Consider the following 26,356-nt stretch of genomic DNA (forward strand, 5'->3'; position numbering starts at 1 on the left):
ATTCCCTCTTTTCTATTATTAATTATTAATTAACGAACTTATTTTGCTTCATCTTTAATTAAACGCTTAGCTCTTAGGTTAGCCCAACTTGTCAATACGAAAGCTACAGCTATAGTAACTAACATTGTAATCACTAATTGTACTGCTTTATTATTTGTAAGACCAGGAGCAACAAAGGTTGGAACATAGGCTGTACTCTTAATATCAAACATACCGACCATTGCACCACCTAAGGCTGCTGAGATGATTGCTGTTGCAAATACTAATTTATTACCAAACATATATGGATATGCCGCTTCAACAAATGTACCAAAGCACATATTAACAGTAAAACCTGGTATAGCAGCTGCTCTTCCACCTTTTTCACGTGGGAAAACAATATTAGCTAAAGTAATACCTGCAGATACGCAAACTAGCCCAACTAAATCTATAGCACCTAAGAAACTAAATCCTGTACTTTCCATTTCTAATAAAACAATTGGTAAAATTGCAGCATGGTATACACCACCAATAATCGCAAACCATATTACAGCTCCTACAAACAGTCCAGCTAAAGTAGAGTTATATGCTAATATCTGGTCAATTATGTCTCTTATACCATTTCCTAAGAATGCAGCAACTGGAGATATAACAAACATTCCAATAAATCCGGCTAACAAACCACCTAAAGCACCTGCTAATAAGTTACTTGTAGTTGTAGGTACTTTGTTTCTAAGACAAATAACCTCGACATAATAAACAATTAAACCTGCAATAATACCAGTAGCTAGTCCACCAAGAACTCCGCCACCAGTTGATAAGGAACCTGCAATAATACCAGCTACCAAACCAACTTCGTCAAAGCCTGAAATTTGCTTAGCTCCTAATCCTGCCAAAATTATTGGTAATAATCCAATAATCGTAGAACTAATCGCACTAAATGATGCTTGCTCATTACCTGTAACAGCTACAAGCCATTCATTTACACCACTGATTTGTCCTAAAGCAATCATCAATGCCATCGCAATAAATGCTGGCATGGCAGAGAACATTATTCCTCTAATGTTGATTCTTTTCCATACGGATCCGCCAGCTTCACCAGAACTTGCAGTTCCTATTTGTGGTCTATATTTTTCACCTAAACTTTTTGCTATAGCAGAAATATAAGCAATAGCTCTTGTTCTGCTATTAGTACCTGTAGTACCTGTAGAAGATACTACATTACATCCTGATGCCTCATATACACCCATTGAAGATCCACCAGAACCAGCTACTGGAATTTGTTTCGCTTTTGCAGCTTCCAAACTCTTCTTATTGTTTGAATTAGGATCTGAACTAACTGAAACTAGAGCATCAATCTTACTGTCTGAAATTAACTTTGCTAGCTTCGCATCTAATTCTTTAACAGCATTATTGATATTCTCTAAGCTATCTGATACTAAAACACTTATTTCTCCATTATCATCAAGCGTATATAAATCAACTTTTGCTTTTGAACTAATATTATCAAATGATGTAGAAGCAGCAATAAACTGAACATATCCAAGCTCCAAATTTGCAGCTTCTGCTTGAGTTTTTATTTCACCTAATAACTTTTGGGGATCATTACCGCCTTGAGAATATAGGTTTCCTCCACTACTTCCCACGATAGCTATCTTCTTACTCATAGTTACCTCTTTCTTTGTGTGATTGTATACACAAATCAATTTTATTTACTGTAGTTGTACGTACAACTTTATATAGTTTTATTGTATCTTAGTGTTATTGGATTTTAAAGTTGTAAATCTATATTCAACTTTTTTCACAATTTTTGTGGTTGACGGTTGTGCAGGGTGACGAAAGTTAAAAGATCGAGTGCTATTGAATAACAACTAGCTCAAATATATTGAGAAATTCCTATTTTAGCCATAAAATAACCCCATAAAGTTTGAGAACTTAATTGTTCAACCTTTGGGGTCATCACAAATTTAAAAATATATTCTTTTAAAATATTAATCAAATAATTACATTATAATAATGATAATTCTCACCATTTAAATTAAAATTCCAATCCTAATCTAAAATGCTCTGTATTCATATATTAAGAATACTCTGTATTGTTTATATAAGGGCTATTATTTCTTACAAAACTCCAGTTAATAGTATGTTTATTTACTATTCCTTGAAAGCATTAAACTTATTTGCTACATTAATAGTCATTTATAATCCTTATAAATCTTTCTCCAAATCTCGTCCTAGAAAATACTCTTTCTTTAGATATAACTCTATCAAATGAATCCGAATATATTGAAATCCCACCCTGTCCATCACTTTCGAAAGGAGAATCATTCTGGTATCCACTCATCAATCCGTTTCCTGTCAAACGCAATAACTCCGAAGTGATTTCATTGTTTTTTGTTGTAACTGTTTTATTATCTAGCATGAATTTAATGTCCATTCTTAGTAAGTTATTTATTATCTCAGAGTATGCACAAAATTCATCCCAATTTATTAAATAATCTAAATACGCTAAATACATCTTAGCTAGAAGTTCTGGTTTTTCAATATCTAAATAATTGTCAATAATAATTGTAATATAGGCTAATTCATTATCCCTATTTTTATCAAAAAACTTTTTCTTTTGTTTCTCTACATCTTTTTCAGTCACATTACCTGAATTAAAAGAGGCAATAAAATTTTTTAACTTATTCAAAAAAAATCGTCCTTTTATATCGTCAACAATATTATAAGCACTTACAGCATATTTTATAATCGGTAATTTCTTAAGTATTCCTTCTTTCATAAAACTATCAAGTATAACTTCTGAAGTATCTAAGCTCACATCCATTGTATTTTTCACTATACTTTCTCCAAATGATTCTGATATTGATTTATTCATAAATTATCCATTCTATTTATTTCAAGATTTAATCACTCCACTCATAAATTATGACACGAGATATTATAATAGATTTGTAAGCTTTGAAAATCTTATTATCTTTTTCACCCTCCTATTGCAACTCTATCTATAAGCGAATATATCGGTCGTCGTATATAAAATTTTCTTGATTACTTGTCACTTTCTATCGCGAATTACTTCATATATTTATATATTACCAATATAAATATCCAGAATACTTAGATAGATTTAAGCCAGAAATTTCAGGATTCTCAAAACAAAATTCAAACATCACTGCTGCTAATCAAGTAATCAGTCAACTACTCACAAAAAATCTGTTTGGGGCTTTGTAATTTTTATCTTTTTACTTAACAGGTTGTAAATACTAAGCTGGAGCTACCGTTCTATGTCAGCAGTTCTAACCATCGCCCTCTAATCTCCTAGTGTTATCTCTCTAAATTCCTCCACTTTCTTCTTACATCACTTTAAGTCACTACCTACTATGCTACTAAAGGAACTTATTGTACTTCCTACTTTCGAAGACAATTACTTCATTCAATGTAATTATGCTAATGTTAGATAATATCTTCTAAAAGAACTCTCAAATATGTTTATCCATGTCTGAAATAATCATCAAAATAAGGGATAAAATTTAAGTTCTAACAATCACACAAAATCATCATCCATAGCTTCTTCCCATTCATCATCCATAAATTCTTCCCCATCTTCATCCATCGATTCTTCTCTTTCATCGATGCGGATAAAATCTTCCAAGATCAAGCCATCAAACATCTTTTCATGCAATGCCCTATGAAGTTCCCGGAAAACTCTACACTTACTTACACTACCCAGAATTATATCTCCACTACAGAAGCTAATCACCATGTCCGTACCGTTTAAATTAAACTCATAACCATTGCGAAACAGCTGCCAGTACTCCAAAGTCAGCGTCATTTCATCATTCATTACTGATCGTTGATTACATTTATTAAAAAATACTTGACAAGGCTAGTCTACAGTAGTAGACTAATTTCAAACGTTTCGTTTACGATTGTAAACAATAAGGAGAAAAAAAGAATGAGTACAATAGTAGCTAGTACCCATATAACTGATGCTGAGTGGGAAGTCATGCGTGTGGTTTGGGCAAATGATCGAGTAACTAGTAAAAAAGTCATTTCCGTATTGAAAGAAAAAATGGACTGGACACAATCCACTATCAAAACGATCTTAGGTCGATTAGTTGAAAAAGGCGTATTAAATACAGAGCAAGAAGGTAGAAAGTTTATTTACACTGCCAATATTGAAGAGAAAGAAGCCGTAAGGGATTATGTAGAAGATATTTTTAACCGTATTTGCGAAAAGAAAGTCGGAAATGTAATAGGAAGCATCATTGAAGATCATGTCTTAAGCTTCGATGATATACATCGACTAGAAAAAATATTAGAGATGAAAAAATCTTCCGCAGTAGAAGAAGTGGATTGCAATTGTCCAGAAGGACAATGCGAGTGTCATTTACATCATCATTAAGTATAAGGAGGAATTTAAAATGAACAATGACAACAGATATACGTCCCATAGTCACCATGATCATGACGACATGAATAAGTTAAAACATGAGCATGGAATCACAGATGAACATGGAGACCATAAGGATCAACATCAAGAACATCATGCTGGGCATGATCACAGCGACCACAGTGGGCATGACCACCATCATCACGGAAACTTTAAGGAACTTTTCTTAAAATCATTGCCACTAGGAATCATTATTATGTTCTTATCCCCTATGGCTGGGTTTGACCTACCATTCCAGTTTACTTTTCCATATTCTGATATTGTAGTAGCTATTTTATCTACTATATTAATTATTTATGGTGGACGTCCATTCTATCAAGGTGCAGTTGATGAATTTAAACAAAAAGAACCTGGAATGATGGCACTCGTTTCTTTAGGTATAAGTGTTTCATATTTATATAGTGTTTATGCTGTTATCACTAGCTACGTAACGGGTGAAAAGGTGATGGACTTCTTCTTTGAATTTGCTTCATTACTATTAATCATGTTATTAGGTCACTGGATTGAGATGAAAGCTATTGGAGAAGCTGGAGATGCACAAACAGAATTGGCTAAGTTAGTACCGAAAGATGCTCACGTTGTGTTAGAAGACGATTCAATTGAAACACGTCCGGTTGCTGACTTACAGGTAGGTGATTTAATTCGTGTTCAAGCCGGAGAAAATGTTCCAGCAGACGGAACTATCGAGCGTGGCGAATCACGTATAAATGAAGCTCTTTTGACTGGGGAATCCAAAGCAGTTAAAAAAGGTCCTGGCGATGAAGTAATCGGAGGCTCAACAAATGGAGAAGGGGTTCTTTATATTAAAGTACTTGAGACAGGTGATAAGTCCTTTATATCTCAAGTACAGGATTTAATCAGCCAAGCTCAAAGTCAGCCTTCCAGATCAGAAAATATTGCTCAAAAGGTTGCAGGGTGGCTCTTCTATATTGCGGTCATCGTCGCACTAATAGCTTTTGTAGTATGGACGCTTGTAGCGGACATCCCAACGGCAGTAAAATTTGCTATAACAACATTAGTTATAGCTTGTCCTCACGCTTTGGGTCTAGCTATTCCATTGGTCACCGCTCGTAGCACAAGCTTAGGGGCAAGTCGTGGCTTACTAGTAAAAGACCGAGAATCTTTAGAAATAGCTCAAGATGCAGATGTGATGATTTTAGACAAGACAGGTACTTTAACAACAGGTGAGTTTAAAGTATTAGATGTTGAACTTTTTAATGAAAAATATACAAAAGAGGAAATCATTGCCTTACTGGCAGGTATTGAAGGAGGGTCTAGCCACCCTATTGCTCAATCAATTATAAACTTCGCCGACCAAGAAGGTATAAGTCCAGTATCATTTGATTCGATTGATGTGATTTCCGGTGCTGGAGTAGAGGGTAAAGCAGGTGGGCACCATTACCAATTAATCAGTCAAAAAGCCTACGGACGTAATATTGATATGGATATTCCAAAAGGAGCAACTCTTAGTGTCTTAGTAGAAAACGATGATGCCATTGGTGCTGTAGCTTTAGGGGACGAATTAAAACCAACGAGTAAAGAGTTAATTAAAGCTCTTAAAAAGAACAATATTCAACCAATTATGGCAACAGGTGATAATGAAAAAGCGGCTCAAGGCGCGGCAGAAGATTTAGGGATTGAATATAGATCAAATCAATCTCCACAAGACAAATATGAGTTAGTTAAAACGCTTAAGGATGAAGGAAAGAAAGTTATCATGGTAGGTGATGGTGTAAATGATGCTCCTTCTCTTGCCTTAGCAGATGTTGGTATAGCTGTAGGTGCTGGAACCCAAGTGGCATTGGATTCAGCTGATGTCATCTTGACTCAATCTGATCCAGGAGATATTGAATCATTTATTGAATTAGCACACAAGACAACTCGTAAAATGAAACAAAATCTCTTTTGGGGAGCTGGTTATAACTTTATAGCTATCCCTCTAGCTGCAGGAATTTTGGCTCCTATTGGTATCACATTAAGCCCTGCATTAGGAGCAATTCTAATGTCTGTGTCAACAGTCATCGTCGCCTTTAATGCTATTTTATTAAATTTAGATCCAAAAAATAACGGTTAACATATCGAATGATTGAAACTCCTTAATGTATCAAGATACAATAGTTTTACAGGAGAAAAAGAGATGTAAGTACTGACTCTTTGTAGAATCGTGTTGGTAGAAGTAGATGATTTTTCTACCAACACGTTTTTTAATTTATTATAGAACTGATTTCTTTTAAAATCCTAAAAGCCACCTATTTCAACACTTTTATAACTTGTTATTCTATTTTCTTGACATCATTACGACCGTCTCGACAGTTCGTTGTTTCCGCTTTCCTTCGTCACTGGCCTCCTCAATCAGCGAAAGCTATTGCACAGGTCTCCGTAATTTCTTAATTCGTCGCTTTGCTCCTTGACACTGAGACATAAGGAAGTTCAGCTTTAGACTAAATTAGCAAAAAAATGGCTGCCTCCGAAAAGACAACCATTTTATTACTTTATTAATCTTGCAAAACTTGAAGCTTTGCGAAACTTGAAGCTCTTATATTTACTTGCCTAAGAACCCTTTAAGTTCATTCATAAACTCTGTTACGTCCTTAAACTGTCTATATACAGAAGCAAAACGGACATATGCAACATCATCAAGTTCTTTCAGTTCATCCATCACCCAATTACCTATAGTCTCTGTGGGGATTTCACCGGACAACTGATTCCGTGCTCTATCTTCAACTCTACTGACTAAATCATTAATTTGTTGTGAGCTTACAGGTCGCTTCATGCTAGCTCGGACAACACCATTAAGAATTTTGTCTCTGTCAAAAATCTCTCTTGTTCCATCTTTTTTCACCACTATTAATTCAGTTTTTTCTACTCTCTCATAAGTGGTAAATCTACATCCACAAGACAGACATTCACGTCTTCTTCTAATAGTCTCGCCTTCTTCACTTGGTCGAGAATCTATAACCTTATCTTCGTTAACTTCACAATGCGGACACTTCATATTCTTAATACTCTTTATCTTCTAAGTCAATTTAGGCTTATTATTTTATTTCAAAAGAGCAATAACTTACTTCTCATCCTCATTAAATAACCATGGCAAAATTCTGCTATTTTGATTTCTGTTATTTGACTCTCTTCTTTGTTGGCTTCTGTTCTCTCTCTCATCATATGTTGGAGTTTGGAAATCGTTTCTACGTGAGTCTTCTCTTTCATCTCTACGTGATTCACGATATGGTGCTTCATTATAGCCAGAATCTCTGTATGATGATCTACGTTCTGTGTTTCTTCTCTCTCTTGGGAAAGGATCTTCATAATTTGTTTCGTATGAAGGTGTGTACTCTTCTCTACGCAAATTTGATCTTTCATCTCTTGATGCTTGTCTTGCACTTGAACGATCACGTTGATTGTCGACTGCAAAATCTGTATTTAGATCTTCATTTCTTACAGCTGATCCAATTGTACGAAAGCTTTCTGTGTTAACTTCTGCACCAAATTCATTACTATCATCAAATCCTGATGCAATAATTGTGATCATAATTTCATCATCTAAGTTCTCATCTAGAACAGCACCGATAATAATGTCTGCACTTGGGTGAGCTGAATCTCTAACTAATGAAGCTGCTTCTGAAACTTCTCTTATCTTCATGCTCGAACCTGTGAAGTTGATAATGATCTTTTGTGCACCATCAATATTACTGTCTAGTAATGGACTATGGATTGCTTCGTCAATTGCATCTTCAACTCTATCTGGTCCTTGAGCTCTACCGATACCCATGTGGCAAATACCTGCATCTGTCATAACACGTTTAACATCAGCCATATCAAGGTTGATTAATCCTGGTACAGAAACTAAGTCTGAAATACCTGTAATACCATATCTTAGGACGTGGTCTGCCATTGCAAATGCTTGGTCTACAGTTGTATCTTCATCAGCTATATCTAATAATTTATCGTTTGGTACTACGATTAGGGAGTCAACATATTTAGATAATTCTTCGATACCACCTTCAGCATTGATTGAACGTTTTGCACCTTCAAAGCGGAATGGTTTTGTGACAACACCTACTGTCAAAATTCCCATATCTTGAGCTATTTGAGCAATAACTGGAGCTGCACCTGTACCGGTACCACCACCCATACCAGCTGTAACAAATAGTAAATCTGTTCCACGTAATAAGCCTGAAATTTCATCTCTTGATTCAGTAGCTGCTTTTGCACCGACTTCTGGATCTGCACCTGCACCTAATCCACGAGTTAGTTTATCTCCAATTCTAACACGTGTAGGAGCTGCATTTAATTCCAAGGCTTGGTTGTCTGTATTGATTGCTATAAAATCAACGCCTTTAACTTGGGAAAGTACCATTCTGTTAATAGCGTTACAACCACCACCACCAACACCGATGGCTCTAATTACAGCCTTTTGTGTGAAATCTGTATTTACATTTTCTTTTTTGCGATCTGTTGCAACCGGATTATTTGTTGCCTTATTTTTTGTCTCCACCTTAAAAATCTCCCTTCACAAACGTGTATAGCTAAAATAATTTAAAATTAAAATCAATTTAATTGTTTCAATAATATTACATTTAAATTACAAAAGCAAGTTTACAATATCTATTTTTTCTTTTCAAGCGAATTATTTATTTTATTTCGCCTGTAGCTTATTTAAAAGTTCTATCCCATAAAGACAAAATAAACTAATATAATTACATTTTTTAGTAATTTATAAGCTAATGTAATATTTTTTATTAAGCAACGAAATATAATAAATTATTCCTATTTGAGTTCTTCTGCTTCTTTTGCTAATTTTTCCGCTTCTGTAATAGGTTTAACATTCTCAATTTTTTGTTCTTCTCTAGAGTCAGCGCTTACTTTATTATCTAACTCTTTATTTTCTGAAGTATCATGAGAAGTTTTTAGAGTAGAATTCTCTACATTTAGCTTAAGTTCCTCTCGTCTTCTAATATTTTGTAATTGAGAAACGGCTTCTTCTTCCTCCAACGTGTCAGCTTCACTTAACAAACTATCTGCTTCAATACGTAGATTTCTAGCTTTTGATCTTAGGTAATCTACTCTTTGCTGACGTTCCGAATCAGGATTAATCTCTTCCACTGGTAAATCTGTTGATTCACCTTCATCTCTAATCCATATTTCTAAAATTTTACGTTTATGTCGTTGACGTTTGTACCAAGTTTTAATTAATTTCGAGGAATTATCAAACATTCTCATTCCTAAATAAATAATAATAGGTATTGCTAAATCTACACCCAATGCATCACCAAGTGCTTTAAATAGAACTGCGAGCAACATGTCACTCAACCATTTCAAGAGAAAATATATATTTGAAAAGTTCTTATTATAGAATGCTCTTCCCGCCTCTATTAAACTATCTAGGGATACTAAAATTATTAAAGTTACATATGAGTAATATACAGTAGGTAAAGAGAAACTTGAGAATAGACCAATAATTAATCCTACAATTATAGCTACTAAAACAATTAACATCTTATTCCTCTCTTTCCCTTATCTATGCCTGCACTTGCGCCTTTATCTGCGAAATTTTAGATACTTATTTATCAATTTTCTTCTGAGTTGTTTTCTTCTGAATTATTTTCTTCTGAGTTATTTCCCTCTGAATTATTCTCTTCAGAGATTACTGACTCCTCTGCTTCTATAACAGTTGTACTTTCAGTTGCACTTGAAGTACCAGTAGCACTAGCCTCAGCTGAGTCATCAGTAATTATTTGCTCTTGTGTTGTCTCAGGCATTAGTAATTCTTCAATCGGTTTTGGTAATCTTGAATTTTTATTAAATACTTTTTGACTTTTACTTATCGATAAAACACCATCACCTAAATCATCTAACACATTTTTCTGAATAGTTTTTCTCAACCAAGCTATTGCCTGTTGTGGTTCTTCACTTGGATTAATCAAGACATTTAGCGATTTGCCTTGCATATCTTTTACTGTCAGATATAGACTATTAGACTGGTAAGATCTATATGCTAAAACATGGTCAGCTAATTTGTAGTCATCAGTGGAATTATTGTCGGTCTCTAGAATAATATTCATCACCATTAAGCATCGTTTAACGTGTCTCATGGTTTCTACTGAAACGTTATCTCCTACATTATGACTATTTAAATTCAACCCGGTAATTATTGGAGCTGCTGCATTCACTGGTCTCTCACTTAAAACATCTAGAATTCTTCCTTCTTTGTCTATAGATAAATACTCAGAATTGCTGTTAATATAAGCAACTTCAATCCTCTCCTTAATGTTAATATCAACAGTATAAGGATATTTTACACGCACTTTAACATCATCGATATAGGGGTTTTCTTCTTTTAATTTATTCTCAATTTTCCCATATCTTAAACCTAAGATCTGTTCCGGACCACCAGAAATATAAGAGAAGAGATGATTACCTTTTTCTATATTTGTAGCTGCAATAATATTGTTACTATCCAACTTCCTAACGCCACTTACTTTTACATTTTCAATGTAAAATTGAGGTAACACAGCTATTGCTGCAATTATTAAGGCAAGGATAATTACAATTAAAGATACCCAAATATATTTGTTATTTTTCTTAGCCTTGTCCACTTATTACCCCTTCACATATACATTATTTTTATTTTTATTTTTTATTTTTTAATTTCTTCAAAGATATTTGTTGCAACTATCTTAGCTGCATTTTTCGGCGAATATTCCTTAGCCTTCTCAGACATTTTAACCAATTTCTCAGGATTATTCATTACGTCCAATATAATATTTTCAAGTTCTTCAACATTTAAACTTAGGTCATCAAGCTTAAAAGCAGCGCCATTATCTACAAGAACTCTTGCATTATATTCTTGATGGTTATTAATTGCATAAGGGTAAGGAACCAAAATACTTGGTGCGCCTAACGCTTGCAACTCAGCACATGTTCCAGCACCAGCTCTAGAAATAACTAAATCTGCTGCTGCCATCTCTTCTGGCATATTGTAGCTATAATCGCTAACCTCTAAAGCACTTCCTTGTGTTAATGCATCTTGCTTAATCTCATCATATCTATCTTTTCCGCTAATCAGGTGGATTCTAACTTTTTTCTCTAATTCATTAGACTTATTCTCTAAACTTACAGCTAACTTCACACAAGTTTCATTTAAATTTTTAGCACCTAAACTTCCACCTGTAACTAAAATATAAAATTCATCATCTGAAATCTGTAATTTCTTTCTAGCCTCTGTCTTATCTTGCTGAAAAAAATCCTCATTTACTGGATTGCCACTAAATACTACTTTTTTACTTTTTGGTAAAAGTTCTTCTGTCTCAGAATAACTGGTGAATACTACATTTGCCTTTGGACTAAAAACTTTAGTTGCCCTACCAGGAATTGCATTTTGCTCATGCAAAAAATATTTAATTCTTTTTCTTCTAGCTGCTAATAATAGAGGGAAAGATACATAACCACCAGCGCCAATACAGGCAACAACATTTAATTTTTTTAGCAATGCACGAGCTTGTCTAAATCCTCTGAAATTAACTAAAGAAGTTTCAAAATATCCTGCTAAAGTCTTATGATTTAAACCCCAAGCCTCCATCCAGTAAAAATCAAACTCACTTTTATTAACTAAGCTGGCTTCTATTTCGCCACCATTTCCACAAAACACAATCTGAAAATCAGGGTTAATTTTCATCAAAGCACGAGCAATTGCTAAGGCTGGATTAACATGACCTGCTGTCCCACCTGCTCCTATAAGAATAGTTGGTTTGGTTTTTGATAACTTTGCTAATGCTTCACTTTGAGCAATTTTAACTTCTGCTTTATCAACTTTGTAATCCATGCTAAAGCTCCTCCCTTACTCCAAATTTCGAAACATTAAGCAAAAGCCCTATTCCTATGAGGAAGAACATGTTAGATGTACCACCATAACTGAAGAAAGGTAGTGAAATACCTGTTGGCGGAATAGCTCCCACATTAACCGCAACATTAAGCATTGCTTGTAATGTTATAAGTGTAGAAATTCCGGTCGCAACTATCTGAGCATATACCGAGCTAGATTTATGTGCAATTCTCATGCCTACCAAGAAAAATATCAAGAATAAAACTATTACGACCAATCCACCAATAAAACCTGTTTCTTCAACAATATTGCTAAAAATATAGTCATTATGGACTTCAGGTAGGTAGCGATTCTTCTGTTTTCCTTGGCCAAGTCCTACTCCTGTCCAGCCACCTGAGCCAATTGCTATATACGCTTGATTGGATTGGTAAAGTTCATCTGCCGTAACATTACTATCTCCAGTAAAGATATCTATACGGGTAAAAACATGTCCAAATCTACCTGTAATTTTCTCTGGTAAAAAATCCCATATACTAAAGATAAATAATGCAAATAGTGCAATGAGAGCTATTCCAATAACACCAGCAGTTAACCAGCTTCTCCAAGGTAAACCTGCAGCCAATAATGTTGCCAATGAAACTATGAGAATGATAAAGATACCAGACATGTGGGTTTGCAATGACATTATTCCTACCGGAACTGCAACGATTGCAGCTGGAATTAACAAGTCCCAAGCTGCATCTTTTACAGCTCCTTTTAGGCCTGCTTCTCTCTGGAATCTTCCTGCTGCTCTCTGCTTAAACAACCAAGATTCATAACAAGCTATGATGTATACAATAGCAACCTTCATAAATTCTGATGGTTGAAAAGTACCAAAAACAGGTATAGAAAGCCATCTTCTCGCACCATTAATAGGTCGTGTAAATAAAGTTAAGAATAATAAAATTACACCAATAATATAAACAACAGCAGCAAATGCTAAACGGTCAAATATTTTCAAATTGAATTTACTTAACCACACCATACATCCAATTCCAATAAGATTCGCAACAAGTTGTCTTACTAGATAGCTCGTACCTGTTTCACTCTCAATAATAGAATCAGACATACTAGCACTGAAAAGCATTACCAAGCCAAAGGCTATCATAAGCACAACAACAATAATAATTGTTGTATCAACACTATTAGTTTGTTGCCACTTACGAGAATCATTCAAATTTTGCTTTGAACGTTCTATTAATCTTTCTCTTTTACCTGTATTACTCTCCATTATTTATCTCCGTATTTATTCTTAGTACCAGTCTAAGTCTCTTTTTATATCTAGAGCTCCTATACAAAAGGCCAGATCATCAAAGCCGCCAAAACAGCACCAATTAACTGTACTGCACTGAAACTTAAAACTACCTTTTCTTCTTTCCAGCCTCTTAATTCGAATGCATGATGAATAGGTGTCATTCTAAATATGCGCTTACCACCAGTTGCTTTATAGTATCCTGTTTGAATAAGCACTGTTGCTATATCAATTACATATATTACACCTGCAAAAACGAAGGCCCATGGAATTCCTAGATATAAGAAAATAACTGATACAAAAGCTCCTAAAGCTAAAGATCCCATATCTCCCATAAAGCATTTTGCAGTGTGCCAATTGTAAATTAAGAATCCCAAAAGTGCACCTATCATAATTACGCTAAGTATAGTCAGTGATAAGTTATCTGGGTTGTTATTAGCTTTGTAAGTAATATATCCTGTAATACCGGTAAAAACTAAAGTTACTATTGTTACTGAACTAGCTAAACCGTCTATACCGTCTACTATGTTTACAGCATTTGTACAAGCAAAGAAGTAGAAAATTAAGAACAGTGCATATACAAATTTCCACACACCTTCTACTTCAATAGCATTCCAGCCAAATGGCATTGCAATAGTAATTGCGCTACTTGAACCATAAACAAAAGCAAACACAAAAATAGCTTCAACAATTAACAAAAGTAGAGCTTTTTGTCCATCACCTAGGCCATCATTATTTACTTTAATATTAAAATAATCATCTACAAATCCGATAATTGCATGAGCCAAAACAAATAATGTGACCATTAAAACCATTGGGTTATAGTCAATAATTAAATATATAATAGCTAAAATAGAAAAAGATCCTAAGAAAATAAATCCACCAAAACTTGGAGTGCCAGCTTTGGCTAAATGTGTTTGTGGACCATCTTCTCTAACATGCTGACCTAATTGGAATCTTCTCAATATTGGTATAATAAATTTACCACTCACTGCAGCAATAATAAATCCTAAGATTAATGCTAAGCAAATTTTTATAATCTCATTCATTGTGACTTCCTCTTTATGCTCCTATTTCATTCTTTACATTATTTACAACTTCATCTAAGGCAAATCCTCTAGAAGCTTTAAACAAAATTATACTGTCGTTTATATTTTCTTGTAATAAGTATTCTGTAATCTGTTCATTACTAGTAAATACTTTTACAAACTTATCCGGACTTTCTTTAATAATAATTTCGCTCATATTTTCAGCTTCCGGACCAATTAAATAAACTTTACTAATATTACTTTTAGCCAATGCTCTTGCAATATCTTCATGCAATTGTTTTCTATATGATCCCAGTTCATTTACTCCACCAATTACAGCTAAACTTTCATTGTAATCAGATGTTTCTAATAATTTATTCACTAAGATAAAAGCTGTCTTTAATGACTCCGGACTAGCATTATAGCTATCATCAATTAGTAGGTTATTGTTATTTATCTTACTAATTTCTTGACGACCAGAGCTTATATTTAAGCCTTTGGCAAAACTTTCTTTAACTTTTTCAAGATCCCTTTCGTATAGGTCTGCTACAGCAACTGCAAACAAAATATTCTCTGTAACTTGAGGACCAAAAGTTGGTACATTAATGTCAATTAGTAATTTAAAATCTTCAGAAGGTCCACCTGATTTTTTGTAAATTTCGAAGCTACTTCCACCTGTTTCAATCTTTAAGTTTTTAAGTTTATAACGAGTACCAGAAATATTCTTGCCGAATTTTTCCGCTTGATTATTTAATACCTTGCCACTTTCAAATGCAGCTTCAGCTAACTCATTTATACTTTCCTCATTAGCTTCTATTTGTAAATCAGCATCCTCAGCTAAAACACTTCTAATACCTTGGCTAAGTCCATTCGTATCTAAAAAAATTAGTGCTCGCTCTGATTTAACTTTATCCGCTAAGGTCAATAAATATGGATCCTCAGCATTTACTAATAGAGGCGCCTCATCTTGGGTTGCTGTAAGAATTTCAGCTTTAGCCTCTAGTATATCTTTGCGTGACCCTAATCTCTCTATATGTGAAGTTCCTATGTTAGTTATCAAGCTCAAATCTGCTTTAATTGCTTTAGCACATTCTTCAATTTGCCCCTTGCCATCCATACCTACTTCAACAATAGCAAATTCTGTATTCTCTGGAATATCTAATAAAGTATAAGAAACCCCAAAATTATTATTTAAATTCTTGGCTGTTTTATAAACTTTGGCTGAGCTTCCTAAAGCCTGAGCAATACAGTCTTTTGTACTAGTCTTACCTACTGAACCGGTCAAAGAAATTACCTCTGCATTTAACTTACCTCGATAAAGTCCTGCGATATTTAATAATGCTGTAGTTGTATTTTCTACTAGTAAAACCGTAATTTTGTCAGACCATTTCTCTGCCAATTCTCTATTTGAAATAATAAGTGCTTTATTTCCTTGCTTTACAGCATCTTCTAAGAAATTATGAGCATCAAACTTTTCTCCTTTTAATGCTATAAAAATAGCATTCTCTAAGCTTTCTCTTGTATCAGTAGAAATATTTTCAACCATAAAACCTTGAAGATCTTTTCCTATTTTTTCCAAGGAAAAAACTTCTGCATTTACAGCATTTATGATTTCATTTAAACTTAATTTTTTATGCATTTCTCTTCTCTTTTTCTTCACTTAGCATTTTTGTGCAACAAGCGTGTACAAGTTGAGATTAATATTAGTAGCCGTAATACCCGCCACCACCATCGCTATAACCATACGTTAATGAATTATCTTCACGTGGTCCTGGCGCATCTTCGCCTTCAAATAACAAGGTTATTGCAGTATATTTTCTTACTTGCTCCCCAGGCTTTGAACCACCTGCATATTCAGGATTAATCACGTATTGCGCTGTAACTTTTCCAGCCCTGTTATATCCCTGCAAGCTCAAATTAAGGTTCAAACTTCTAGCTACTTTCTTAGCTTCTTCAGCTGTCATACCAGTGAAATCAACTAATTCAACATACTCTTCTGGTAAGGCACCATATTCACCTGAAACCCAAACCTCTTGATCTGTTGATACTTGTACACCTGGAAATGGATATTGACTCTGAATTATATCATTCCAGCCTGTTGACTCATCTTTTACAATTTTACCACCATTAAATGCATTTAAATATGCAATATTATGAGGAGTATCACCTATAGCTTGACGTACATAAATCGGTCTAAATAAATGATTATAGTCATAAGCTTTATAACTACCTTGAATATTGTCTCTATCAATCAAAAATTTTGAAATATTACCAGTTGTTGTATGTGGAATATTAGATATACTTTCCTTAACATCATGAGTTGTGCTTATAATTATATACTCTGGGTTATCTGCTGGTAACACTGCTACTGCTGTTAATGTGTAAATATTGTCAACTTCAGAACCATCAATAGCACGAGATGAGGTACCAGTTTTGAATGCTATCTCATGTCCAGGAACATATGAAGATTTTGCAGTACCATATCTACCAACACCAATCATAGTTTGGCGCACATAGTCAGCAGACTCTGCTGAAAAAACTTGCCTTCTAGCTTCTGGATTATATTGTTTAATTATATTATTTTCATCATCAACAATTGCATCAACAATATGAGGCACCATAAGTTTTCCATCATTTGCTAATGTTAAATATGCTTGAGCTTCTTGCATCAAGGTTATTGTAACCTGCTCTCCAAAAGCAGTAACAGCCATATCAATTTGTTGTGGATTCTGATGAAATAAACCTAAAGTCTCATTCGGTAAATCTACTCCGGTTATACTCCTAAAACCTAAAGCATTAATGTAACTATAGAAAGTATTAATTCCCATACGTTCTGCAATTCTAACAAAGGCTGGGTTACGTGAGTCCCAAATGGTCTCTTCTATAGATAACATACCACGACTCTTACGGTCATAGGAACTCATAGTCCATCCATCTATCGTAATAGGGTCATCACTTAACTGCTCACCAGGCTTAACTACGCCTTCATCTAATCCCATCGCAAGAACAAAAGGTTTAATAACGGATCCAATTTCATATGGATATCTAGTAGCTTGATTTGCCCAGACAGTACCAGTTACGAAATCAAGTTGTTCTTTATTATTTACAGGATCCCAATTTTCTGGATCTATAGACTTTGGTGCGCTATATGGCTTATTTAAGTCGTAACTTAAATTATTAGCATATGCCAAAATTCCACCAGTTTTCGCATTGAGAACTAAAATCTGAGAACCATTCATAGGTTCTGTTGCTCCATGTAGGTATTGTACAGCCTCCTCTACATAGCGTTGCAAGTCTTCTTGAATTGTAATTCTTAGATTTTGACTTTTCACTTCAGGTACAGAAGTCTTCAGCGTACCTGGTAAAGGTTGATTCCAATAATTATCAACTTCTTGATATACATAAGCAGGACTTCCACTCAGGATATCATTGTAAGCAAGCTCTATACCTGAAACTCCAGATAACTGTTGATCCTGTTTATTTGCAAACCCTAAAATAGCTGAGGCAAAATCACCCATTGGATAGTAACGAGCTTGGTTAGCATCTTGTCTTATACCAGTAACTCTAGCCTTATCAATAAAAGCATTTAGTTTATCGTTTGTATCTGGATTAATGTTCTTCTTAATAACCATATAAGCAGCGTCTTCATTTTCTTTTAATCTCTGCTTAAATTGATTAGAGTCAATTTCAAGTATCTCTGAAATTTGAGTAATTACCTCTTCATCAGAGAAATCAGATAATCTACTCGGGCCAAATACTTTTGGAGTCACACCTACAGTATATGTAAAAGTAGAAACAGCTAGCTCAGTACCATTCGCTGCATAAATATTTCCTCTTTCAGGATATATCTTATACTGCTCTGAATGTGTACTCGCAGCCAATTCTGTATATTTCTTGTTATTCAAAATAGCTAGGTCAAAGAAAAGCACCAAAGTCCTAATAACCAGAAGAATCAAAATTATCCAAATTAATAGAGTTTGGATTTTCATGTTTTTTCTGGACTGACCGGTTATCTCACGAATATTTTTCCTAAATTCTGATCTAGTAACAAGACGTCTAGGAGTATTATCTTGCTTAAAATCATTATTCTGCATTATCTCCTCCTTCTATCTCGTCCTCAACCTTTGTATCTCCAGCTTTATTAGCTTTAGCTTCAACTTGCTCTTTTGATTGCGCTAAAGACTCCTCTTTTTCTAAAATATATTTTTCTATATTAGAAAAGACTAAATCCATATCAACTTCCTCAGTAACTATACCTATCGCATTGTTGTTTTCATCAAAGTAGGTAATTTGATCCAATTTGTCATCCTTCACCTCAACTTTTTGTTGACGATTTGGAATTTGGAAACCGTTACTTGCAGCTTTTTTAGCAATCTCATTTAAATCTGCTTCTCTTGCCAGTCGTTCTATTCTCTCTGCATTGTCTTTTTCTAAGTATGCAATTTGACTTTTAATGGCTGCATTTTCGTAGCTTACTTGCATAACTCTTGATTGATTTAGTAACAAAAAGATCAAAGTAATGAAGAAAATAAAAATAACAATAACTGAAAAAATTAAGTAACTACTTCTTTTTTTCTTAAAAGTCTTTTTATTTTTCGTTTTCTGTTCTGCAACCGGAGTAATTTTAACTAATTCTGGAGCTTTTTCTAACTCTTGGCTACTATACAAACCATCGCCATATAATTTACGGCCTTTTCGTGGTTTAGGGTCAGAAAATTTCTTCTTGTTTTCTTCAATAGCACTAATAAATTCACTACTAACTTCTTGATCCATAATGTAAATATCAGCATTTCTATAATTACTGTTATTTCTAGTGCCATTGGTGTTGCTATTTCTAGAGTTGTCAAAATCAAATTTTTGACCTTTCATTTCTTCAAGGTCAAAATTGTTAAACCTACTATTATTTGATCCCTTATTTAATCCTTTTACACTTGGATTCTTAGCTTTAGATTTTTCAAGATCAAAATCAGGATAATATCTATTTGATGGATTGTATTGCTGCTTTGATTTATAAGAATTATTTTTGGACGCATTATTAAAATTAGGGCCATTATTACTACTTGCTCTGGACCTGTCTCTATCATTATTACCGTTATTATTTAATATATCTTCAATGTTAAAAAAGTCTTTTGACATTTTATCTCCAAGTTATTTTATATAAACCATTATTAGCACTACTAGTTGATGTTGATATTTCACTAATGTAGGTATTAAAATTTCTCAAACACTCTCAACCTTGCAGACTTGGAACGTGGATTTGTATCTTTTTCTTCATCATCTGCAACTATTCCATTTCTTGGATATGCTCTTCCTAATGCTTTTTTGCCACATGTGCAAGGGAAGTTTGGAGGGCATACACATGGGTCCTCCCATTTTCTAAAACTTTGTTTAACCAAGCGATCTTCCAATGAGTGGAAACTTATTATACATACCCTTCCACCTGGATTCATAAAATCTATTATTTCTGATAAGAATTTATCTAGGTCTTGCATTTCTCCATTTACATAAATTCTCAAGGCTTGGAAACAACGTTTTGCAGGATGTTGTTTTTCACGTCTGCTCTTTGATGTTTGAGCTTTAGTAATAATATCACTAAGTTGTTTAGTTGTAGTGATTGGTCCAACATTATCTCTATAATTTACAATTGAGTTCGCAATTCTATATGAATTTCTTTCTTCACCATATTTGAAAAAAATATCTGCTAACTCTGTAGAATCAATTCTCGCAATAAGCTCTGCTGCTGATTCACCTTTACTTCTATCCATACGCATATCTAGAGGCCCATCTTTCATATAAGAAAAACCCCTATCAGCTTCATCTATTTGCCAGGAAGAAACACCTAAATCAAGAAGAACACCATCTAGACCATCTATGCCTTCACTAATTAATACACTCGCAAAATCGGCAAAGTTAGCATGCCCCAATGTAAAACCGGCAGAACTCTCAACTCTGCTAAGTCGCTCTTGGGCTGTATCTAGCGCATCTTGGTCTTTGTCTAGTGCAATTAATTGCCCACCTTCACCTAAAGCACGTAGAATTTCACTACTATGCCCTGCGCCTCCTACAGTCCCATCCATATAAATACCATCTGGTTTTATATTTAGAGATTTCAGAGATTCTTCTAATAATACACTTACGTGCTCGAATCTTTCTGAAATATGCATTATCTCTTATCTCCTAATTTTAATGTCCCACATTATACTATGAACTACCAATCAGCACTCATGAATCTTAAGCATTCTGGCAAATGATCTCCCCAATATTTCTCATTGTGAGTCTCGCCAATATATACATTAAAATCTATATTTTTAACATCAGCTCCATGAGCAATTAATTGTTTCTGATAGTAAATACTACAATCTAAATAATCCTGTTTAGCTGCAGTCCCATTATTATCCTCTGATATAACTTCTTCTGTTCCAACCTGAATATAGACTTTCTGATTTTGAGAAATTTTCTTATTTGATAAAAAAGCTGAAAATGCATTTTTAAACAATTGATTGGCTAAAGAAAATACACCCAAACTACCAAACACGTCTGCATATTTAATTCCCATGTATGCAGTCATAACTCCTCCTAAGGAGCTACCAATTAGACCTGTATGTTCAAAATCACTTTTGGTTCTATAATTCTTATCAATAAATGGTTTAACATTCTCCACTATATATTGAGCGTGACTTACTCCACCGCCACCTTTACCAATAAGATCCTCATCCAAGTTAAAACTTGATTCGATTCTCCATGGTGAGTATTCATTAATCCTATCTATACTATTATCAATTGCTACCACTATCATTGTTGGTAAATCCGGATAGTGCGCCAATGCTTCTGATACTCTCCAACTTATTCCACTATATGATTCCTCGTCATAGAATAAGTTCTGACCATCAAACATATAAACTACAGGATAATTTTCTTTATCCTCTTCATAAGATCTTGGCAAAAGCACCTGGACTCGTTTAGTATCTCTTGCTTTATCTCCAGGTATATAATGAGTTTTTAAAGTAAAGCCATTCAATTCGCGATCTGGATCATTTTTAACTTTCGACATTACTCGCTCCTCTCAAACATGAATTTCTCATATTAGTTTAACAATTTGGCTTTGCCTTAAAACAAACTTTTAATTAATAAATTGTCACAATAAACATAAACTTGTTTTAGTCTTGTAATACATAGCAATTTACTAATATACCAGCCTGTCAACTCTCATTATTCTCTACCTAAAGATAGATATGCTCTATAGATATTCGGAGAAAACTTTGCCATATTCTCTAATAGATTTCTCTATAACTTTTTCCGCAAAATCTCTAGATAAGGCGTCCGACAAAGAAGTATGCTCATCGTGCTCCAGCTCTTTGTATACTCTAAAGAAATGAATAACCTCCTCTGTTATATGTGGTGGTAACTCGCTAACATCATGATAGAAATTCCAGTTAGGGTCATAAAAAGGCACTGCAATAATCTTGTCATCAACCTCGTTACTGTCTTCCATCCTGATTACGCCAATAGGGTAACATCTAACCAAAACCGAAGGATCCAATACCTCCTGGCATAAAACTAAAACATCAAGTGGATCATCATCATCTGCGTATGTTCTAGGTATGAAACCATAGTTTGCAGGATAGTGAGTTGATGTATATAGAATTCTATCTAGCTTCATTAGTCCAGTATCTTTATCGAGCTCATATTTCTTTTTGCTGCCTTTTGGAATCTCAATAACAGCATAAAAATCATCCTTACTTATTTTGTTCTTGTCAAAATCATGCCAAATATTCATTACATCACCCCTTCTAAACAAATTTGCTAGGATTTATTCTCATGTCTCCCAGCACATTATTATATGCTTTATATGCATCAAAAACTCGCTTCTATCCTCTACATTTACCCCATATCAGTTCACCGAAAAAAGAGAAGAACAACAAACCCGTAACTATAAGAAAAATGCTAGCTAAGTAAAGAAACCTATTTCTGGCATATGAAATCTTGTTAAAACGAATTTCTCTATGCTCTTGCACATAAGCTTGTAATAGCAACTTTTCTAGTCCAGCTTTATCCAAAGCTCCATGATGCTTTCCTTCTATATTCGATGTCAAATTTGAAGAATTATTGGCTGAGTCTGTACCTTCTTTTTTTACTCCACCTTCAATTTCTTCAATTTTTCCATTCTCGTTATCATCATCGCCACCATTAACACGTTCCACACTTAACTCGATTATATCTATACCGCCTTCTGCATAGAAAATTTCAACGTAGTTATTATAAGAAGTTGTATTGAATCGCACCTCAATATCTTTGGTCTCATTACCTTTTAAGGACAAAGCAGATTTGATGCTTTGATTAATCGTAATAGCAATATTAGCTTGGGCAACATTACTCAAGTTTGATTTTGCTGTCATGCGGAAGATGTAATCGCTAGGCTTTCTGCTCTCGAAACCAACATAAGTCATGCTGTTCTTTTCTGCTTCGATCTTACGTGTGTCAGCATAAGCAATTCTTTCAACTAAGCCTAATTCAATTCTATCTTCGATATTGCGGCGAATCTTAGGTTCGTTTAAGATTTCCAAATCAAGCTCGTTATAGCCATGATAGATTTCTTTAACAACTTTACAGATATTACGCGCGTTTCGAATTAGATGTTTTCTATTAATTCTTCCTTTTTGCAAATCTGCTAGGCCTTTATCTCTATAAACGTTAACGTCTGCACTAGGGTTTGGCATATTTATATCATTTTGAGAATAAATCATTGCACCTAAATTACGTCTACTTGGTCTATTCTTAACTCCCCAGTTCATCTTAGCCCACCAGTCAGTCATTACTACTCCTTCGAATCCCCACTCATTACGCAAAATCTGAGTATTTAGCTCGAAGTTTGATGCTGTAAAAATACCATTAACAGGGTTATATGCAGTCATAATGCTGAGCGCCTCACCACTTCTGACTACATGCTCGAAACCTTTGAGATAAATCTCTCTAGCCGCCCTTGATGAAACTATTGCATCAACAAAGTTTCGTCTGAATTCCTGGTTATTAAATGCAAAGTGTTTGATAGTTCCTGCAACATTCCACTTTCTCAGCCCTTCAACCTGAGCAAGACCAATCTTACCTGTTACAATTGGATCCTCAGAGAAATATTCGAAGTTACGACCACACAATGGGTGCCTATGAATATTCATGCCAGGACCTAAAAGTGAATCGATCTTATTTTTTCTTATTTCTAGACCTAGATATTCGTATAGTTCTTTGTTAAGTTTCGTATTAAAGCTTGATGCTAATGCTGTACCAATGGCAACTTGGAAAGCCATAGAACCATCATCCATACGAATTCCAGAAGGTCCATCTGCACATGCAACTAACGGCATACCACTATCTGCAAATACCTTAGCAGCACCACCAAATGCACCTGCTACACCTGCAGTAACTCCTGCTGGTGACATACCAATTCCTCTGGAGAGTTTAATAAAATCTTCTGTTGGGAACTGACTTAAATATGTATCCACATCTATCTCACCATTAACATATTGTGAGAATTCGTATTTATTTTTATTTTGATAATCTGAGCTATTGTTTTCAAACTCTACTGACAATTTCTCATCTTCTTTTTCGGCAAAATATTTTTCAGCTATAGTTTTTGTCGGAACATCTTCATATGTTATTGAGAAATTATCATCTTCAAATTCCCCTGGTTTTAGTCTAGAGAAATGATGTACAGGAGCTAATACTTCTTCTAATTGTTCGACAACTTCTAGTTTCTCCAAGTCAAAAGCAAATACCTCTTGACTGTGTCGTACATCTTCTCCTAGATAAATTCTGTATTGTCCAGCCTCCAAGACATATGCATTTTTATGTCCTGTTTTGCCACTATCATCGAAACTAGCCATATCATAATTACTAATGCTGAACTTAAGTTCTTCACTTTCTCCTGGAGCAAGTGTTTCTGTTTTTGCAAAATCCAACAAAACTTTAGCAGCTTTTCCTAGTTCACCCTGAGGAGCACCTAAATAAATCTGTGGTACAGCTTTCGCTGGGAAATCTCCAGTATTTTTAACATTAACTTGAATATTCAAACTACCATTTGCATACTCTGCTGAATTCAATTTAAACTCGAAATCGCTATAACTTAGTCCATACCCGAATGGATATTGAACAGCTGCCTTATTAAATGTCTCAAAGTATCTATAACCAACATATATATCCTCTGCATAGAAGTTTCTGTCCTTATCACCGAAATTATCATATGCAGGATAATCTTTTAAGCTATAAGCAATTGTATCTGTTAGATGACCAGAAGGGCTTACTTCTCCACTCAAGATGTCTGCTATAGCATTACCTGTTTCAGATCCGCCTTGCCAGACTAGCAACAAAGAATCAACTTTAACATCTACATTCCAGGAGAGGTCCATAGTATTTCCAACATTTAATAAGACTACCAATTTTGAGAATTTCGCTCTAGCTTTATGTAGTAAATCTAACTCATCTTTATTTAAATAGTAGGATCCTGCTTTATCGTTATGGTCCTTATCCTCACCTGCCGTCCTCGAAATAACTACAACTGCTGTATCTGTATATTCAGCAATTAGATCAAGTTGTTCATCGTCTAATTTCATTTCAACTTGGGCCCAAGGTTCCTTAGCCCAACCTTCCCCTTTGTCAAAAGGATGATCATTTAACCAAACCTTATATAGTTGTTGGCTAATAGGTTCTAAATCATAAATCTCATTTAATGCTTCATGGATAGTTACAACGTAAGGGTTGTGTACAAGTCCACCTGAACCGGTACCTGTAAAATATGTATCAAACTGCATCCTACCTAATAAGGCAATTCTACTACCTTTTTTCAAGGGAAGTGTTTGTTTCTCATTTTCTAGCAAAACTATTCCCTCAGCCGCTGCTTGTCTTGAAATTGCTGCATATTTTTTGTAGTCTAAAACAATTGATTCCATTTAAATCCCCTCTCAATTCTTAAATATATATTGTCGGATTAACTTAATTATAACCAACTTGTAATGATCTAGCTAAGTTATTATTAAAATAATCTAATTAAAGTTGTTTCTAATTTAACTCTGTAAAAACAGATAAAGTAAGGAGGGCCATTTCTGCCCTCCTTAAAACACTATATTTATAAATTTTTTAATTCTTCGTAGTAAAGTTTATGTTTTCTATTCTTCATCATCGAGGTCTTTTACCTCAATAACTTCTGCAATTATTTCTTCATTATTTCTTTGATTTTGTTTATCATAGCCAGATTCACTACTGGATGTACCGTTGCCTCTCATATTATCTTGCTGATATCCCTGATTTTCTTGACTATAAGTATCCTCATAGTCTCTGCCAAATTGTTTTTTCAAGTTAGTAAACTTCCTACGAATTAAGAAAAATACAAGAACAGGAGCAAGTAAGAACAAGAGTGAAATAATTAGTCTTACCCCAGGTATAAACATTAAAAATCTAAAAAATGTAGACACAATTAGAAATACTATTATGCTCCATATTAGTGACTTCATTGGATTGTAATTTTGTCTCAATTAAAACTCTCCTTATTATTTTTACATCTTTCAACGGATAAATGAATGAAACTTACGTTTTATTAAAATCTCGATAAAATTTGTTTCGACTTCTATGAACCCTTTACTTCGATAAATCCTTTAACACAGTTGAATATATTATATATAAAAAGTTTATTCTCCGTATTGTAATCCGAAATAATTCCTGATTATTTTAAATATATTTTACAGCTTAGCAATAAATAATAAATAGAGTACTCGCAAAATTTTATTACCCACCAA

The 26,356-nt window shown here is 34.3% G+C and carries 19 protein-coding genes and 1 pseudogene; 2 read left to right on the top strand and 18 right to left on the bottom strand.

Annotated elements, in window-relative coordinates:
• Positions 1 to 38: 38 nt before the first annotated feature.
• The 3 genes from C5Q98_RS05505 to C5Q98_RS05515 all read right to left on the bottom strand — a co-directional run bounded on the left by C5Q98_RS05505 (position 39) and on the right by C5Q98_RS05515 (position 3,811).
• Positions 39 to 1,646, bottom strand: coding sequence for a PTS sugar transporter (locus C5Q98_RS05505; RefSeq protein ID WP_106012651.1), 1,608 nt, complete (start codon positions 1,644 to 1,646; stop codon positions 39 to 41).
• A 521-nt stretch (positions 1,647 to 2,167) separates the two neighbouring features.
• The gene (locus tag C5Q98_RS05510; RefSeq protein ID WP_106012652.1) at positions 2,168 to 2,857 is read right to left on the bottom strand and encodes a hypothetical protein; all 690 of its coding nucleotides are present in this window, start codon (positions 2,855 to 2,857) and stop codon (positions 2,168 to 2,170) included.
• A 666-nt stretch (positions 2,858 to 3,523) separates the two neighbouring features.
• The gene (locus tag C5Q98_RS05515; protein WP_106012653.1) at positions 3,524 to 3,811 is read right to left on the bottom strand and encodes a hypothetical protein; all 288 of its coding nucleotides are present in this window, start codon (positions 3,809 to 3,811) and stop codon (positions 3,524 to 3,526) included.
• A gap of 123 nt (positions 3,812 to 3,934) precedes the next feature.
• Here C5Q98_RS05515 and C5Q98_RS05520 point away from each other — a divergent pair, with 123 nt between their 5' ends.
• Together C5Q98_RS05520 and C5Q98_RS05525 are read left to right on the top strand one after the other, a co-directional pair.
• Positions 3,935 to 4,384: a CopY/TcrY family copper transport repressor gene (locus C5Q98_RS05520; RefSeq protein ID WP_106012654.1), complete on the top strand. Its 450-nt coding sequence runs from the start codon at positions 3,935 to 3,937 to the stop codon at positions 4,382 to 4,384.
• 244 nt (positions 4,385 to 4,628) lie between these two features.
• Complete coding sequence (locus tag C5Q98_RS05525; RefSeq protein ID WP_278319992.1) at positions 4,629 to 6,506, top strand: heavy metal translocating P-type ATPase; 1,878 nt, start codon at positions 4,629 to 4,631, stop codon at positions 6,504 to 6,506.
• Between the two features lie 468 nt (positions 6,507 to 6,974).
• Here the strand turns inward: C5Q98_RS05525 and nrdR are convergent, their stop codons facing one another.
• The 15 genes and pseudogenes from nrdR to C5Q98_RS05600 all read right to left on the bottom strand — a co-directional run bounded on the left by nrdR (position 6,975) and on the right by C5Q98_RS05600 (position 26,095).
• A complete protein-coding gene (gene nrdR / locus C5Q98_RS05530; RefSeq protein ID WP_106012656.1) occupies positions 6,975 to 7,427 on the bottom strand; it encodes a transcriptional regulator NrdR in 453 nt (150 codons plus the stop codon).
• Between the two features lie 360 nt (positions 7,428 to 7,787).
• Positions 7,788 to 8,864 (bottom strand): annotated as a pseudogene (ftsZ, locus tag C5Q98_RS05535) (cell division protein FtsZ); the annotation flags it as partial.
• 335 nt (positions 8,865 to 9,199) lie between these two features.
• Positions 9,200 to 9,928, bottom strand: coding sequence for a small basic family protein (locus C5Q98_RS05540; protein WP_106012658.1), 729 nt, complete (start codon positions 9,926 to 9,928; stop codon positions 9,200 to 9,202).
• A gap of 71 nt (positions 9,929 to 9,999) precedes the next feature.
• On the bottom strand, positions 10,000 to 11,028 hold the full coding sequence (locus tag C5Q98_RS05545) for a cell division protein FtsQ/DivIB (protein WP_106012659.1): 1,029 nt from the start codon (positions 11,026 to 11,028) through the stop codon (positions 10,000 to 10,002).
• 41 nt (positions 11,029 to 11,069) lie between these two features.
• The gene (gene murG, locus C5Q98_RS05550) at positions 11,070 to 12,254 is read right to left on the bottom strand and encodes an undecaprenyldiphospho-muramoylpentapeptide beta-N-acetylglucosaminyltransferase (RefSeq protein WP_106012660.1); all 1,185 of its coding nucleotides are present in this window, start codon (positions 12,252 to 12,254) and stop codon (positions 11,070 to 11,072) included.
• Between the two features lies 1 nt (position 12,255).
• Positions 12,256 to 13,524, bottom strand: coding sequence for an FtsW/RodA/SpoVE family cell cycle protein (locus tag C5Q98_RS05555; RefSeq protein ID WP_106012661.1), 1,269 nt, complete (start codon positions 13,522 to 13,524; stop codon positions 12,256 to 12,258).
• A 59-nt stretch (positions 13,525 to 13,583) separates the two neighbouring features.
• Entirely contained in the window at positions 13,584 to 14,594 is a 1,011-nt protein-coding gene (gene mraY / locus C5Q98_RS05560; protein ID WP_106012662.1) for a phospho-N-acetylmuramoyl-pentapeptide-transferase, read from the bottom strand.
• Positions 14,595 to 14,607: 13 nt separating this feature from the next.
• Positions 14,608 to 16,212, bottom strand: coding sequence for a UDP-N-acetylmuramoyl-tripeptide--D-alanyl-D-alanine ligase (locus C5Q98_RS05565; RefSeq protein ID WP_106012663.1), 1,605 nt, complete (start codon positions 16,210 to 16,212; stop codon positions 14,608 to 14,610).
• Positions 16,213 to 16,276: 64 nt separating this feature from the next.
• Complete coding sequence (locus tag C5Q98_RS05570; protein ID WP_106012664.1) at positions 16,277 to 18,667, bottom strand: penicillin-binding transpeptidase domain-containing protein; 2,391 nt, start codon at positions 18,665 to 18,667, stop codon at positions 16,277 to 16,279.
• Entirely contained in the window at positions 18,657 to 19,709 is a 1,053-nt protein-coding gene (locus C5Q98_RS05575) for a hypothetical protein (RefSeq protein WP_106012665.1), read from the bottom strand. The genes C5Q98_RS05570 and C5Q98_RS05575 overlap by 11 nt, the downstream gene beginning before the upstream one ends.
• 74 nt (positions 19,710 to 19,783) lie before the next feature.
• Entirely contained in the window at positions 19,784 to 20,737 is a 954-nt protein-coding gene (rsmH, locus tag C5Q98_RS05580; protein ID WP_106012666.1) for a 16S rRNA (cytosine(1402)-N(4))-methyltransferase RsmH, read from the bottom strand.
• Positions 20,738 to 20,781: 44 nt separating this feature from the next.
• The gene (locus C5Q98_RS05585; RefSeq protein WP_106012667.1) at positions 20,782 to 21,624 is read right to left on the bottom strand and encodes an alpha/beta hydrolase; all 843 of its coding nucleotides are present in this window, start codon (positions 21,622 to 21,624) and stop codon (positions 20,782 to 20,784) included.
• A gap of 186 nt (positions 21,625 to 21,810) precedes the next feature.
• On the bottom strand, positions 21,811 to 22,350 hold the full coding sequence (locus C5Q98_RS05590; RefSeq protein ID WP_106012668.1) for an inorganic diphosphatase: 540 nt from the start codon (positions 22,348 to 22,350) through the stop codon (positions 21,811 to 21,813).
• Positions 22,351 to 22,441: 91 nt separating this feature from the next.
• Positions 22,442 to 25,513: a glycoside hydrolase family 3 protein gene (locus C5Q98_RS05595; protein WP_106012669.1), complete on the bottom strand. Its 3,072-nt coding sequence runs from the start codon at positions 25,511 to 25,513 to the stop codon at positions 22,442 to 22,444.
• A gap of 216 nt (positions 25,514 to 25,729) precedes the next feature.
• Complete coding sequence (locus C5Q98_RS05600; protein WP_106012670.1) at positions 25,730 to 26,095, bottom strand: hypothetical protein; 366 nt, start codon at positions 26,093 to 26,095, stop codon at positions 25,730 to 25,732.
• Positions 26,096 to 26,356 lie beyond the last annotated feature (261 nt).

The organism is Fastidiosipila sanguinis (assembly GCF_002998295.1).
Classification (GTDB): Bacteria; Bacillota; Clostridia; order Saccharofermentanales; family Fastidiosipilaceae; genus Fastidiosipila; species Fastidiosipila sanguinis.

Excerpts from the sequence above, each read along its gene's own strand:
- C5Q98_RS05505 (WP_106012651.1), bottom strand. The coding sequence starts at position 1,646 with ATGAGTAAGAAGATAGCTATCGTGGGAAGTAGTGGAGGAAACCTATAT.
- C5Q98_RS05510 (WP_106012652.1), bottom strand. The coding sequence starts at position 2,857 with ATGAATAAATCAATATCAGAATCATTTGGAGAAAGTATAGTGAAAAAT.
- C5Q98_RS05515 (WP_106012653.1), bottom strand. The coding sequence starts at position 3,811 with ATGACGCTGACTTTGGAGTACTGGCAGCTGTTTCGCAATGGTTATGAG.
- C5Q98_RS05520 (WP_106012654.1), top strand. The coding sequence starts at position 3,935 with ATGAGTACAATAGTAGCTAGTACCCATATAACTGATGCTGAGTGGGAA.
- C5Q98_RS05525 (WP_278319992.1), top strand. The coding sequence starts at position 4,629 with ATGTTCTTATCCCCTATGGCTGGGTTTGACCTACCATTCCAGTTTACT.
- nrdR (WP_106012656.1), bottom strand. The coding sequence starts at position 7,427 with ATGAAGTGTCCGCATTGTGAAGTTAACGAAGATAAGGTTATAGATTCT.
- C5Q98_RS05540 (WP_106012658.1), bottom strand. The coding sequence starts at position 9,928 with ATGTTAATTGTTTTAGTAGCTATAATTGTAGGATTAATTATTGGTCTA.
- murG (WP_106012660.1), bottom strand. The coding sequence starts at position 12,254 with ATGGATTACAAAGTTGATAAAGCAGAAGTTAAAATTGCTCAAAGTGAA.
- C5Q98_RS05555 (WP_106012661.1), bottom strand. The coding sequence starts at position 13,524 with ATGGAGAGTAATACAGGTAAAAGAGAAAGATTAATAGAACGTTCAAAG.
- mraY (WP_106012662.1), bottom strand. The coding sequence starts at position 14,594 with ATGAATGAGATTATAAAAATTTGCTTAGCATTAATCTTAGGATTTATT.
- C5Q98_RS05565 (WP_106012663.1), bottom strand. The coding sequence starts at position 16,212 with ATGCATAAAAAATTAAGTTTAAATGAAATCATAAATGCTGTAAATGCA.
- C5Q98_RS05570 (WP_106012664.1), bottom strand. The coding sequence starts at position 18,667 with ATGCAGAATAATGATTTTAAGCAAGATAATACTCCTAGACGTCTTGTT.
- C5Q98_RS05575 (WP_106012665.1), bottom strand. The coding sequence starts at position 19,709 with ATGTCAAAAGACTTTTTTAACATTGAAGATATATTAAATAATAACGGT.
- rsmH (WP_106012666.1), bottom strand. The coding sequence starts at position 20,737 with ATGCATATTTCAGAAAGATTCGAGCACGTAAGTGTATTATTAGAAGAA.
- C5Q98_RS05585 (WP_106012667.1), bottom strand. The coding sequence starts at position 21,624 with ATGTCGAAAGTTAAAAATGATCCAGATCGCGAATTGAATGGCTTTACT.
- C5Q98_RS05590 (WP_106012668.1), bottom strand. The coding sequence starts at position 22,350 with ATGAATATTTGGCATGATTTTGACAAGAACAAAATAAGTAAGGATGAT.
- C5Q98_RS05595 (WP_106012669.1), bottom strand. The coding sequence starts at position 25,513 with ATGGAATCAATTGTTTTAGACTACAAAAAATATGCAGCAATTTCAAGA.